Source organism: Billgrantia sp. NRB1 (assembly GCF_056921725.1).
Genome location: NZ_CM167783.1, coordinates 3,687,791 through 3,700,331 on the forward strand (window position 1 = coordinate 3,687,791; position 12,541 = coordinate 3,700,331).

Sequence of the window (12,541 nt, forward strand, 5' to 3'; positions counted from 1 at the left end):
GCGCTCCAGAATGCAGGGTTGCTCACAGTGTAGCGCGTCAACACCAGCCGCATCATCCGCTGGCTGGTGTGAGGCGGCCCCGCTGCTATCTCATGTTGCCCTTGCCACCCAAGGCGAATGCCGGCGCGCCCAAAAAACGCTATGCTTGCACGCCCTAGGTGACGACACAGCCCCGCTTACACAAGCCATTCAGCCGCTTCTGGAAGAAGACTTGCCCAGAAACAAGAATAAGGAGAATGTGCGTGACGTCCGACAAGCTCGGCACCACTACCCCACACAGCGCGGTTGGCCAGGCCACGGCCTTCGGCAACGCCTGGCAAAGCGCCGATATCGAGATCCTGCGCGCCAAGTTCTACCAGCTCTACATTGCCGTGGAGCAGAGCCCGGCCGCCACCGCGATCACCGATACCAACGGGCGCATCGAATACGTCAACCAGCGTTTCCTGGATGTCACCGGCTATCGCCGCGAGGAGCTGATCGGCAGGACGCCAGCCATGATTCAGTCGGGCAAGACGCCGGAGGCGGTCTACCACGACCTCTGGCAGTCGCTGCGCCGCGGCGAGGTGTGGAAGGGGGAGCTGCTCAATCGCAAGAAGAACGGCGAGCTGTACTGGGAGTCCGAGGTGATCACGCCGATCCGCAACGATGACGGCGAGATCGTCAACTTCGTGGCGGTGAAGGAGGATATCACCGAGCGCAAGCGCCAGGAGAACGAGCTGAAGCTGCTGGCCAGCGTCTTCGAAACCGGCCAGGCCACGTTGATCACCGATGCCGAGATGCGTATCGAGAAGGTCAATCAGGCCTTCACCGACATCACCGGCTACCGCGCCGAGGAGGTCATCGGCGAGACCCCGCGACTCTTCAAGTCCGGGCGCCACGGCAAGCGCTTCTACAAGCGACTGTGGGACTCGGTACTGACCACCGGTCACTGGCAGGGCGAGATCTGGAACCGCAACAAGTATGGCGACGTGTACCCGCTCTGGCAGTCGATCACCGCCGTCCATGACGACCAGGGCGAGATTCGCCACTTCATCGCAGTGTTCCACAACATCAGCGAGCGCAAGGAGATGGAGAGCGAGCTGGCGCGCCAGGCCACCCGAGACCATCTCACCGGCACACACAATCGGCGCGCCTTCGACAGCGCCATCCACAGGGCGATTCGCCAGGCAGAGCGTGGCGGCGAGCCCTTCTCGCTGCTGCTGTTCGACATCGACCACTTCAAGTCGGTGAACGACCGCCACGGCCACGACGTCGGCGATGCCATCCTCAAGCGCCTGGCCGACAAGGTCGGCGCCAGTCTGCGCAGCACCGACCTGCTGGCACGCTGGGGCGGCGAAGAGTTTACCGTGCTGCTCTTCGACGCGCCCCTGTCCGGCGCCAGCACCTTTGCCGAGCGACTGCGCCAGCAGATCGCCGACTCCCGCTTCCAGGGCCTGGCCATCACCATCAGCCTGGGCATTACCCAATACCGCCCGGGGGATGACATGGACAGTATGATCGCTCGCACCGACGAGGCCCTCTACCGGGCCAAGCGGGCGGGGCGCAACACCCTGGTGCTGGCCGACGACTGATCCGCTTCACGTCACGGTAATGACCGTGCACTCGGCCGCGTGCGATACCCGGTGGGACACGCTGCCCACCACCATTCCCTTGAGGTCGCTCATGCCGCGGCTGCCCATGACGATGACATCGGCCCCGACTTCCTTGGCCACCTCCAGAATGACATGGGCCGGGCGCCCCTCGCGTATCAGCTCCTTGGCGTCCAGCCCCGACAGATCCACCGCCTGGCGGGACTGATCGAGGACCCGGCGCGCCTTGTCGCGATTCTCGGCGGCAAGCGCCTCCCGCTTCTCCTCGGTCAAGGGCCCGGTACCGCGCCCCATCAGGATGCCGATATCATCGGGAAACTCGGTAACATGCAGCAGATGGATGGCGGCCGAGGATGCCATGGCCATCTGCGCCGCCACGGCCAGGGCCTTCTCGGCATGAGCGGAGCCGTCGATGGGTACGAGTATGGCGTGATTCATGTGCGATCCTGCCCTCCAGCTTTGCTCTGAGACGAGGACGCGCGCAGCGCCGCTCCCTGCTTCCAGACTAGCCGCTGCTCGGCAGAGGGCAACCCCGTGCCGGCGACCTCCTCAGCGCGCCCAGCCGAAACCCAGCACCGGCATGGCCAGGGCAAACACCACCAGGGTGATCACCGCCACGCCGGCCAGGCTGACCAGCGCACCGGCGCGCACCATGTCGACCACCTTCAGCTTGCCGCTGCCGAACACCACGGCGTTGGGCGGCGTGGCCACCGGCAGCATGAAGGCACAGCTGGCGGCCATGGCCACCGGCACCGACAGCAGCAGCGGGCTGGCTCCCAGGCTGACGGTCAGCGAGGCGGTCAGCGGCAGGATGGCCGCCGCCGTCGCGGTGTTGCTCGTCACATGGCTCATCAGCATCACCACCAGCACCACCAGGGTCACCAGGGTCCAGGACGGCCAGTCGCCGAAGGCCGACAGCCCCTCGGCCACCGCGGCGGCCAGGCCGCTGCTCTCGATGGCACTGCCCAGGCTCAGGCCACCCCCGACCAGGATCAGCACCCCCCAGGGCAGGTGGCGCGCGCTCTCCCAGTCGAGCAGGAACTGGCGAGTCTGCCAGCGAGCCGGGGTCACGAACAGCAGCAGAGCGCCGATCACCGCGATCCCGGCATCGCTCAGTTCCAGCCCCGGCAAGAGCGTCTGGAGCAGCGGGCGCGTCACCCAGGCCAGCGCCACCAGCGCGAAGATCATCGCCACCCGGCGCTCGGGGCCGGTCATGCGCCCCAGGTCATCGGCCTGCTCGCGCAGCAGCCCGGCGATGCCCGGCACGACATCCCGGGGCAGCGGGTAGACCAGTCGGGTCAACAGCCACCAGGCCAGCGCCAGCAGCACCACCGCCGGCGGCAACGCCAGCAGCATCCACTGGGCGAAGCCGATCTCGATACCGTAGTTGTCGGCCATGAAGCCGGCCAGCAATGCATTGGGCGGGGTGCCGATCAGCGTCCCCATGCCGCCGATATTGGCCGCCAGGGCGATACCCAGCAGCAGCGTCAGCGCCATGTGCCGGCTGGCGCCGACCCCGCCCTGGCGCTCCAGCAGCCCCAGCACCGACAGGCCGATGGGCACCATCAGCGCCGCCGTGGCGGTATTGCTGACCCACATGCTGAGCCCGGCAGTGGCGATCATGAAGCCGCCCACCAGCTGATGGGGCCGATGCCCGGAGACATGCAGCACCAGCATGGCGATGCGCCGATGCAGGTTCCAGCGCTGGATGGCTTCGGCCAACAGGAAGCCGCCGAGGAACAGAAAGATCAGCGGGTTGGCATAGGGCGTCGCCACCTCGGCGATGGGCGCCGTGCCCATCAGCGGCAGCACCGCCACCGGCAGCAGCGCGGTCACCGCGATGGGCACCGGCTCGGCGACCCACCAGGCGGCCATCCAGACCGTGAGCGCCACCACCTGCCAGGCGGTCGGTGACAGCTGGGCCGGTGGCGACGCGAGCATCACCAGCAGGGCCAGCAGCGGTCCCGACAGCAGGCCTGCTGCCAGCCCCCATCGCCGCCGCCTCTCGCGGCGGGCCTCCTGGTTCGCCTCCTGCGAGTCGCCGTGCATCATGCGTTCTCCTCTCTCCTCAGCCGCCTGCGCAGCTCAGCACCCCGCGTCAGGGCGCATCGTCGTCCTCGTCGTCCGCCAGGCGCCGGTCCAGCGCCTTGCGCGCCTTGTTGCGCCGATAGAGCCGCACCACGGCAAGCGCCAGCGCAAAGGCCACCATCAGCGCCAGGGTCAGCCCCTGCCAGGGCCGAGCGGCATTGCCCATCAGGGTTTCCAGGGTGATGATGGCGATGAACCCCAGTGCCTGGCTGCCAATGGCCAGGGCACGCAGGGTATCGAGAGGCTTGTTGACCATGAACGGCTCCCACCGGGTGGCATAGCGGCGCTTGAAAAGCTGGCCCTGTCGATGAACAGTAGGCATGCCTTTATCGAAACGCTGTCGTAAGCGTGTGATTCTACCCGGTCCCGCCGCCGGCGCCGACCCCGCACCCCGGAGCCATACCCATGGATGCCTTCGCCCTGGGCCCCGTGCTGATTTCGATTCCCCGCCTCTATGCCCTGGCCTGTGCGCTGCTGCTGCTTCTCGCCGCCTGGCTGCTGCTGGGGCTCTCCACCAGCGCCCGGGCGCGCTGGTTCAACGGCCTGATCCTGGCCTGGCTGGTGGGTGCCCGGCTGGGCCATGTGGCGATGCACCTGGACGCCTATGCCGCCGCCCCCCTGGACATCCTCAAGCTCTGGCTGCCGGGCTATCACGGCCTGTGGGGGCTGCTCGCCGCGCTGATCTGGACCGGCTGGGCCCTGCGCGACCATCTGCTGCGGCTGATCGGCGCCATGGCGCTGACGGTGGGCGCCTCGGCACTGTGGCTGGTGCTGGTGACCCTGGCCCCGCTGGGCGGCAACATGGTGGTGGGCGAGCTGCCCGATGTCGCCCTGGAGAACCTCGAGGGCGAGACGGTGCACCTCCACGACCTGCGCGGCGAGCGCGTGGTGGTCAACCTGTGGGCCACCTGGTGCCCGCCCTGCCTGCGCGAGATGCCGCTGCTGGCCGAGGCCGATACCCGCGATGGCGTCACCGTGGTGGTGGCCAATCAGGGCGAGGAGCTGTTGCAGGTGGTCCGCTACCTCGACGAGCAGGCGCTGGCGTTTCGCTACCCGCTGCTCGATCCCCATCAGGAGCTGATGATGCTCATGGAGTCGCCCGGGCTGCCCACCACGGTGCTGTTCGACGCCGAAGGCCGCGCCGTGGAGCGTCACGTCGGCGAGCTCTCCCGCGCCCAGCTCGACGGCTGGCTGCGCCGCCACTGAGCTAGCAGGTTCTGCCCGCCAGCGCCACCCTTAAGCCGGGGCGGGCTTTGCGTTAGAATCGCCCGCCCCGTTGCTGCCGCCGGTTCGAGCCGTCGGCGGCGTGCGCACCGTTATCAGCATCCTCCGAGGCACCATGAGCGACTTTTCACCCGGCCAGCGCTGGATCAGCGACGGCGAGGCCGAGCTGGGTCTGGGCACCATCCTCAGCTGCGATGCACGCAGCGTCACCGTCCTGTTCGGCGCCAGCCAGGAAACCCGCACCTACAGCAGCCGCCAGGCGCCGCTGACGCGGGTGGTGTTCGGCAGCGGCGACCGCATCCGGTCCGCCGACGGCTGGCAGATGCGGGTCGAGGACAGCAAGGAGGTGGGCGGCCTGATCGTCTACATCGGCGAGGATGACCAGGGCGAGCTCACCGAGCTGCCCGAGGCGCGGCTTGCCGACACCATGCAGTTCGACCAGGCCCGCGACCGCCTGCTCACCGGCCAGGTGGACCGCAACGACTGGTTCGACCTTCGCTTTCGCACCCTGCACCATCATCACCGCATCGAGCAGAACCCGGCCCTGGGCCTGGCCGGACCGCGCATCGACCTGATTCCCCATCAGCTCTACATCGCCGACGAAGTGGCCCGGCGCCACGCGCCGCGCGTGCTGCTGGCCGACGAGGTGGGGCTGGGCAAGACCATCGAGGCGGGGCTGATCCTGCATCGCCTGCTGCTCACCGGCCGCGCCGAACGGGCGCTGATCCTGGTACCGGCGAGCCTCTGCCATCAGTGGCTGGTGGAGCTGCTGCGCCGCTTCGCCCTGGAGGTGACCCTGCTCGACGAGCAGCAGAGCCAGGCCCACGGCGACGCCAACCCTTTCGAGGCCGGTCAGCTGATCCTGGCCAGCCAGGACTGGCTGTTCGCCAACCCCCACCGCCAGTCCCAGGCCCTGGCCTGCGCCTGGGATCTGCTGATCGTCGATGAGGCCCACCACCTGGACTGGAGCGAGGAGCAGGTGGGGCCCGGCTACGCCTGCGTGGCACGCCTGGCCCAGGAGAGCGAGGGGCTGCTGCTGCTCACCGCCACTCCCGAGCAGATGGGCGTGGCGAGCCACTTCGCCCGCCTGCGCCTTCTCGACCCAGACCGCTACCACAGCCTGGCCGCCTTCCGCGAGGAGGAGGCCCACTATGTCGAGGTGGCCGAGGCGATCGACGCCCTGGAGCGCCTGCCCGGCGAGGGCGCCGACCGCGAGCGGGTCGCCGCGGTGATCAATGAGGCCGACAGCCTGGCGCTGCTCGACACCCTGGCCAACCCCGAGGCCAGCGAGGCTCAGCGCACCACCGCCCGGGACCAGCTGCGCGACCAGCTGCTCGACCGCCACGGCACCGGCCGGGTGATGTTCCGCAACAGTCGCCGCCACGTGGGCGGCTTCCCGGAGCGCCACCTGCATGTCACCGAGCTCGCCCTGCCCTCCGCCTACCGCCGGGTACTGCGCAAGCTGGAGCGCGACGAAGACTACCTGGACGAGCTGCTGATCGAGACCGGCCTCGACCACCCCGAGGTGCTGGTCTACCTGGACGCCATGTACCGCGCCCTGGCCGACGACCCTCTCAACGGGGAGCCCTGGTGGCAGATCGATCCCCGGGTCAACTGGCTGCTGGAGCGGCTGGCCGACGACGCCGACGGGGGGCTGGCCGGCGACAAGGTGCTGGTGATCGCCCATGACCGGGAGACCGCCCAGGGGCTGGCCGAGGCGCTGCGGGTGCTGGGCGGCTACCATGCGCCGGTGTTCCACGAGGGACTCTCCCTGGTGGAGCGCGACCGCGCCGCCGCGGCCTTCGCCGACGAGGAGGAGGGCTGCCAGGTGCTGGTCTGCTCGGAGATCGGCTCCGAGGGACGCAACTTCCAGTTCTGCCGCCACCTGGTGATGTTCGACCTCCCCCTGCATCCGGACCAGCTGGAGCAGCGTATCGGCCGCCTGGACCGCATCGGCCAGCATCATGCCATCGAGCTCCATGTGCCGGTGTTCGAGGGCAGCCCCGGCGAGAAGATGCTGCGCTGGTACCGGGACGGCATGGACGCCTTCAGCGCCCCCCACGGCATCGGCAGCGAGATCTTCGACGCCTTCGGCGATCCCCTGGCCGAGGCGCTGCTCGACGAGGAGGCGCTGACCGAGGTGGTGGAAGAGACCCGCGCCTTCTTCGAGAGCCGCCTGGCCGAGCGCGACGCCGGCCGCAATCGCCTGCTGGAGCTCAACGCCTGCCGCCCGGAGCGCGCCGAGGCGGTGGCCGCGGCGATCGGCGAGCTGGACGAGGACCGCGCCCTGCCCCGCTACCTCGACCTGGCCCTGGACATCTTCGGGGTGGACAGCCAGGAGCTGGGCGGCGGCATCCAGCACCTGACGCCCAGCCAGCAGATGCTCGACGGCCTGCCCGGCCTGGTGAAAGGGGAGGAGGGCTTCTCAGCGACCTTCTCCCGGCTGCGTGCGCTCTCCCGTGACGACGTCCAGCGGCTCTCCTGGGAACATCCGCTGGTCCGCGAGATGATGGGGCGTATCCTCGACGGCACCATGGGCAATACCGCGCTGGCGCTGCTCAAGCACCCGGCGCTGCCCGCCGGTCGGGTAATGGCCGAGCTGGTGTTTCGCACCCACTGCCCGGCACCGAAGCGGCTGCACCTCAACCGCTTCTTGCCGCCCACCGCGGTGCGGGTGCTGCTCGACGAGTCGGGCGCCAACCTCACCGACAAGATCTCCTTCAGCGGGCTCTCCAAGAACCTGCAGAAGGTCAAGAAGGCCATGGCGCGAGACCTGATCCGCAGCCGGCTGGAGGTGCTGCGCGACCTGCTCGACCGCGGCGAGGGCGAGGCGGAGCGCGAGCTGCCCTCCATCGTCGAGGCCGCCCAGGGACGCATGCGTTCGGCCCTGGACGGCGAGCTGGCCCGCCTGACGGCCCTGGCGCGCCACAACCCGGCAGTGCGCGAGGACGAGATCGCCGCGCTGCGCGCCGAGCGCACCGCCCTGGACGAGGCCATCGAGGGCACCCGCCTACGCCTGGATTCGGTGCGCGTCATCGTCACGGTGGGTGACGAGAGCCGCTGAGCCTCGTGGCGGTAAGCGTCAGGACTTGCCGAGGATATCCGCCAGCGCCTGCTCGAGGGTCGGGAAGTGGAACTCGAACCCTGCCTCGAGCAGCCGCGCGGGGCGCATGTCGGCACCGGTCAGCAGCAGCCGCGCCATCTCGCCGAAGGCGGTTTCCAGGGCGATGGCCGGCACCGGCAGCGCCGCCGGCCGCCGCAGCTGCTTCGCCAGGGTACGAGCGAACTCGGCGTTGCGCACCGGGTGGGGCGCGCTGCCGTTGACCGGCCCCTCCAGGTCGTCACGTTCGAGCAGGAAGAGAATCGCCCGCACCAGATCCTCGCGATGAATCCAGGGCATAAACTGCTTGCCGTCGCCAAAGCGGCCTCCAAGGCCCAGCTTGAAGGGCGGCAGCATCTTCTCCAGGCTGCCGCCGCCGGCGTCGAGCACCAGGCCGATTCGCAGCAGTACCACCCGAGTGCCGAACGCGGTCGCCTCCCTGGCGGCATCCTCCCAGCGCTTGCAGAGCCGATGGGCGAACTCGTCGTGGGGCGGCGTCTCCTCGGTGACCTCGGTGTCCCCCTGGTCGCCGTAGTAACCCATTGCCGACCCTGAGACCATCACCCGCGGCGCCTGTCCGTTGGCCTGCTTGAGCTGCTCGCAGAGCATCACCAGGTCGCGGGTAATGTTGACCCGCGAGTCGATCAGCCGCTTCTTCTGGTTGTCGCTCCAGCGCCGACCGGCAATCGACTCGCCGGCCAGGTTGACGATGGCATCGGGCGGGGAGTCGACGAAATCCAGCACTGAGCGGCGCAGATCGGCCCCCTCGGGTAACCGACTGCGCACCGCCTCAGGGTCGCGGGACACTACCAGCAGCCGATGCCCCGCCTCATCGAGGCGTTGACACAGCCGCTGTCCGACGAACCCACTGCCTCCGGTAATCAGCACTCGCATCCCGAATTCCTCCCCTGGCATCGTTGATGGCGAAAGGTTGGTTATACAACCGTTGTACACTTCTGCTAGTCTAGCGGAAAAGCCGCCCAATTGCGTGAGGCACCCATGACCCCATCGGCTCCCCGCTCCACCGCCATCATCGGCGCCGGCATCGCCGGCCTGGCCTGCGCCCGCGCCCTCACCGCGGCCGGCCGGCCGGTGACGCTGTTTGAGAAGTCCCGCGGCCCCGGCGGACGCCTGGCGACCCGGCGGCTGACGGGTGCCCACCTGGATATCGGCGCCCAGTTCTTCAGCGTAAGGGACCCGAGCTTTCAGCGGGAAGTGGAAGCCTGGTCCCGGGACCGACGCATCGCTCCCTGGCCCCAGCGGGTGTGGCGCGTGGAGGGCGGCCAGTGGCACAGCCACCATGACGGCCGCACCCGCTATATCGGCACGCCGCGCATGAGCGCCATCACCCGCCACCTGGCCGAAGGCCTGACGCTGCACGCCGAAACGCGCATCGTCCAGCTTAGCCGCGATAGCACTGGCTGGTGGCTGCACGACCACGGCGGCCATCGCCACGGGCCCTACGCCCGGGTGGTTGTGAGCGCTCCCTCGCCCCAGGCCGAACCCCTGGTGGCGCCCCATGACGCGGCGCTCGCCGAGGCCTGCCGCCGGGTCATCCAGCGCCCCTGCTGGGCCGCCTGGGCACGCTTCTCAGCACCGCTACCGCGCCTGCCCGGCGTGCCGGAGGACTGGCAGGCGGCCATGCCGGCCGAGGGGCCGCTGCGCTTCGTGGCCCGCAACGACACCAAGCCCGGCCGCGAAGGACAGGGGGAAAGCCTGACCCTGCTGGCCAGGCTGACCTGGAGCCAGGAACACCTGGAGGCCGACGCCTCCTGGGTGGCGGCCGCGCTGCTCGACGCCCTGGGCGAGGTGCTGCCTGCGGGCGTCACGCTTCCCGCGCCCAGCGAGGCGGGCGCCCACCGCTGGCGCTATGCCCAGCCCGATGTGTTCGCCAGCGGCGAGGCGGTCAACCGCGACTACCGGCGCGGGACCGACGGCCTGGCGCTGTGCGGCGACGGCTGGCGCGGGCCCCGCGTCGAGGACGCCTGGCTGTCCGGCCACCACCTCGGCCAGGCGCTGGCGGAAGATGACTGATCCGGCCGCTGGCGGCAGTTGTACACCGCCAGACTGGTGTACAATACCGCGAGATGCAGGGCGAAGGCGCCCGGACCAAGGTGACGACAGGCGGAGGCGTTCGGTCCCGCCCAACCAGGAGGCAAGCGCAGCATGACCGACAAGGCGACCCACCCGGCCGACACGCCGCTGTACCCGATACGCGAGGTGTCCCGACTCACCGGTGTCAACTCGGTCACCCTGCGCGCCTGGGAGCGTCGCTACGGGCTGATTTGCCCCCAGCGTACCCCCAAGGGGCACCGCCTCTACGCCCGCGAGGACATCGAGCGCGTCGAACGCATCCTGCAGTGGCTCAACCGCGGCGTCCCGGTCAGCCAGGTCAAGGACCTGCTCGACCAGCCGGAGGTCGTCCCCGACCCCGAGCCGGCGTCCGGCGACTGGCCGAGCCAGCGGCGCCAGCTGGTCGCGGCGGTGGAAGCCCTGGACCTGGCGCGCCTGGAGGCGCTGTTCCACCAGGGGATGTCGCTCTATCCGGTGCCCACCTGCCTGGCCGAGCTGTGGCAGCCGGCCGTGCGCGAACTGGAGGAGCGCTGGGAGGACCAGCTCGGCGCCGCCCTGCAGCGCCGAGCCCTGGAGGCCTTTCTGCGTACCTGCATCGGCACGCGGCTCTACCACGCCAACCAGGTAAGCCAGGGACCGCGCCTGCTGATGACCCCGCTACCCGACGACCCGGGCCCCCTGTGGCTGCTACTGGCGGCACTGGCGGCCAGCGATGCCGGCTACCATATCCAGCTGTTCGACGCTCCCCTGCCGCTGGGTGAGCTGCCGCTGGCAGCGGAGCGACTCAAGGCCTCGGCCCTGCTGATGGCCAGCGGCCGCGCCGAACGCGCCGACCTGATCCGCCGCCAGCTGCCACGCCTGGCAGAGCAGCTGGAGGTGCCGCTGGCGCTGTGTGGGCCGGTGGCGCGGATTCGCCAGAGCGACCTCAAGGCCAGCCAGGTGGCGCTGCTCGGCGACGATCTGCCCCCGGCCATCACCCGCCTGGGCACCCTGCTGCACGAGGCGTGATCGCCCCCTCCGATCGCCACGCCCAAGGAGCCGCCATGCCACCCGTCCTGATGTGGTTTCGTAGCGACCTGCGCATTACCGACAACGCCGCCCTGGCCGCCGCGGCCCGCCAGGGGCCGGTGGTGGCGGTCTTCCTGCGCTGCCTGCCCCAGTGGCAGCGCCACGGGCACGGCGCCAACAAGCTGGATTTCTGGCACCGCGGCGTGGCGGCGCTGGGCGAGGCCCTGGCCGGGCTCAATATCCCGCTGCTCCATCGCGACCTCGAGGCCTTCGACCAGGCCCCCGAAGCGCTGCTGACCATCGCCCGCGACGTCGGCGCCACGGCGCTGCATTTCAACCACGAGTACCCGCTGAACGAGGTGGCCCGGGACCGGGCGGTAGTCGAGGCCTTCCAGGCCAACGGGCTCGATGCTCACGGCCACCACGACGGCGTGGCCTTCGCGCCCGGCGAGCTGTTGACCGGCAAGGGGGACTACTACGGCGTCTTCACCCCCTTCGCGAAGCGCTGGCATCGCCAGCTGTCCCCGGAGCGCCTGACCCTTGCCGACACCCCGGCGCCCCAGGCGGACACCGGCATTGCCGGCGATCCGCTGCCCGCACAGCCCGAGCTGCCGGACGCCCCCATCGACGGCCGCCGATGGCCCGCCGGGGAGGGCCCGGCCGCCGACCGGCTCGAGCGCTTCCTGCGCTTTCGCGCCCGGCACTACGCCCAGCAGCGCGATTTTCCGGCGACCCACGGCACCAGCGAGCTCTCGCCCTACCTGGCGCTGGGCATGCTCTCCCATCGCCAGTGCCTGCAGGCGGTGCTGGCCGAGAATGACGGCCAGCTGGCCGAGGGCAACGCCGGTCTGGTCGCCTGGGTCAACGAGCTGGTGTGGCGCGAGTTCTACCAGCACATCGCCTTCGGCTTCCCCCGGGTGTGTCGCCACCGCCCCTTCCAGGCCCACACCGAGCAACTCGCCTGGCGCGACGACGAGGCGGGCTTCGCCGCCTGGTGCGAAGGCCGCACCGGCTACCCCATCGTCGACGCCGCCATGCGCCAGCTGGTGAGCACCGGCTGGATGCACAACCGGCTACGCATGATCACCGCCATGTTTCTCGCCAAGCACCTGCTGATCGACTGGCGACGCGGCGAGGCCTTCTTCCTGCGCCACCTGGTGGACGGCGAATTCAGCGCCAACAACGGCGGCTGGCAGTGGGCGGCCTCCACCGGCACCGATGCCGCCCCCTATTTCCGCATCTTCAATCCCACCACCCAGTCTCAGCGCTTCGACCCTGAGGGCCGCTTTCTCGCCGAGTGGCTGCCCGAGCTAGCCGGCCTGCCGGCCAAGGCCCGTCATGCCCCGCCGACCGACCGCCGGGATGAGATCGGCTATCCGCCGCCCATCGTCGATCACAAGGAGGCCCGAGCCCGCGCCCTAGCGGCCTTCGCCGCGCTCAAGGCCGACTGAGCCAGGCC

10 protein-coding genes are annotated in these 12,541 nt (G+C 69.8%); 6 read left to right on the plus strand and 4 right to left on the minus strand.

All coding sequences use genetic code 11. From position 1 onward, the window contains the following. The first annotated feature begins 242 nt into the window (after positions 1-242). Positions 243-1,571, plus strand: a complete 1,329-nt coding sequence (locus ACZIYR_RS16790; protein WP_483527491.1) for a sensor domain-containing diguanylate cyclase — start codon at positions 243-245, stop codon at positions 1,569-1,571. A gap of 6 nt (positions 1,572-1,577) precedes the next feature. On the opposite strand, the gene ACZIYR_RS16795 is transcribed toward ACZIYR_RS16790, so the two are convergent. The 3 genes from ACZIYR_RS16795 to ACZIYR_RS16805 all read right to left on the minus strand — a co-directional run bounded on the left by ACZIYR_RS16795 (position 1,578) and on the right by ACZIYR_RS16805 (position 3,933). Further along, the gene (locus ACZIYR_RS16795) at positions 1,578-2,027 is read right to left on the minus strand and encodes a universal stress protein (RefSeq protein WP_473034900.1); all 450 of its coding nucleotides are present in this window, start codon (positions 2,025-2,027) and stop codon (positions 1,578-1,580) included. 111 nt (positions 2,028-2,138) lie between these two features. Continuing rightward, positions 2,139-3,641 carry an SLC13 family permease gene (locus ACZIYR_RS16800; protein ID WP_483527492.1) on the minus strand — a complete coding sequence of 501 codons (1,503 nt, stop codon included), beginning with the start codon at positions 3,639-3,641 and terminating at the stop codon, positions 2,139-2,141. 46 nt (positions 3,642-3,687) lie between these two features. Continuing rightward, positions 3,688-3,933: a hypothetical protein gene (locus ACZIYR_RS16805; RefSeq protein WP_473034903.1), complete on the minus strand. Its 246-nt coding sequence runs from the start codon at positions 3,931-3,933 to the stop codon at positions 3,688-3,690. Between the two features lie 149 nt (positions 3,934-4,082). On the opposite strand from ACZIYR_RS16805, the gene ACZIYR_RS16810 reads away from it, so the two are divergent. Together ACZIYR_RS16810 and rapA are read left to right on the plus strand one after the other, a co-directional pair. Next, complete coding sequence (locus ACZIYR_RS16810) at positions 4,083-4,883, plus strand: TlpA family protein disulfide reductase (protein WP_483527493.1); 801 nt, start codon at positions 4,083-4,085, stop codon at positions 4,881-4,883. Positions 4,884-5,016: 133 nt separating this feature from the next. Beyond that, positions 5,017-7,965, plus strand: coding sequence for an RNA polymerase-associated protein RapA (rapA, locus tag ACZIYR_RS16815; protein WP_483527494.1), 2,949 nt, complete (start codon positions 5,017-5,019; stop codon positions 7,963-7,965). 18 nt (positions 7,966-7,983) lie between these two features. On the opposite strand, the gene ACZIYR_RS16820 is transcribed toward rapA, so the two are convergent. After that, on the minus strand, positions 7,984-8,895 hold the full coding sequence (locus ACZIYR_RS16820) for a TIGR01777 family oxidoreductase (RefSeq protein ID WP_483527495.1): 912 nt from the start codon (positions 8,893-8,895) through the stop codon (positions 7,984-7,986). Between the two features lie 105 nt (positions 8,896-9,000). Here ACZIYR_RS16820 and ACZIYR_RS16825 point away from each other — a divergent pair, with 105 nt between their 5' ends. The 3 genes from ACZIYR_RS16825 (at position 9,001) to phrB (ending at position 12,533) form a co-directional block, all read left to right on the plus strand. Next, complete coding sequence (locus tag ACZIYR_RS16825) at positions 9,001-10,035, plus strand: NAD(P)/FAD-dependent oxidoreductase (protein WP_483527496.1); 1,035 nt, start codon at positions 9,001-9,003, stop codon at positions 10,033-10,035. A 132-nt stretch (positions 10,036-10,167) separates the two neighbouring features. Further along, positions 10,168-11,082: a MerR family transcriptional regulator gene (locus ACZIYR_RS16830; RefSeq protein ID WP_483527497.1), complete on the plus strand. Its 915-nt coding sequence runs from the start codon at positions 10,168-10,170 to the stop codon at positions 11,080-11,082. Between the two features lie 35 nt (positions 11,083-11,117). After that, positions 11,118-12,533, plus strand: coding sequence for a deoxyribodipyrimidine photo-lyase (gene phrB, locus ACZIYR_RS16835; protein ID WP_483527498.1), 1,416 nt, complete (start codon positions 11,118-11,120; stop codon positions 12,531-12,533). The last annotated feature ends 8 nt before the right edge of the window (positions 12,534-12,541 follow it).

Bases quoted from the DNA above. Each gene is read 5' to 3' on its own strand.
- rapA (WP_483527494.1), top strand. From the start codon at position 5,017: ATGAGCGACTTTTCACCCGGCCAGCGCTGGATCAGCGACGGCGAGGCC.
- ACZIYR_RS16825 (WP_483527496.1), top strand. From the start codon at position 9,001: ATGACCCCATCGGCTCCCCGCTCCACCGCCATCATCGGCGCCGGCATC.
- ACZIYR_RS16800 (WP_483527492.1), bottom strand. From the start codon at position 3,641: ATGATGCACGGCGACTCGCAGGAGGCGAACCAGGAGGCCCGCCGCGAG.
- ACZIYR_RS16830 (WP_483527497.1), top strand. From the start codon at position 10,168: ATGACCGACAAGGCGACCCACCCGGCCGACACGCCGCTGTACCCGATA.
- ACZIYR_RS16810 (WP_483527493.1), top strand. From the start codon at position 4,083: ATGGATGCCTTCGCCCTGGGCCCCGTGCTGATTTCGATTCCCCGCCTC.
- ACZIYR_RS16805 (WP_473034903.1), bottom strand. From the start codon at position 3,933: ATGGTCAACAAGCCTCTCGATACCCTGCGTGCCCTGGCCATTGGCAGC.
- phrB (WP_483527498.1), top strand. From the start codon at position 11,118: ATGCCACCCGTCCTGATGTGGTTTCGTAGCGACCTGCGCATTACCGAC.
- ACZIYR_RS16795 (WP_473034900.1), bottom strand. From the start codon at position 2,027: ATGAATCACGCCATACTCGTACCCATCGACGGCTCCGCTCATGCCGAG.
- ACZIYR_RS16820 (WP_483527495.1), bottom strand. From the start codon at position 8,895: ATGCGAGTGCTGATTACCGGAGGCAGTGGGTTCGTCGGACAGCGGCTG.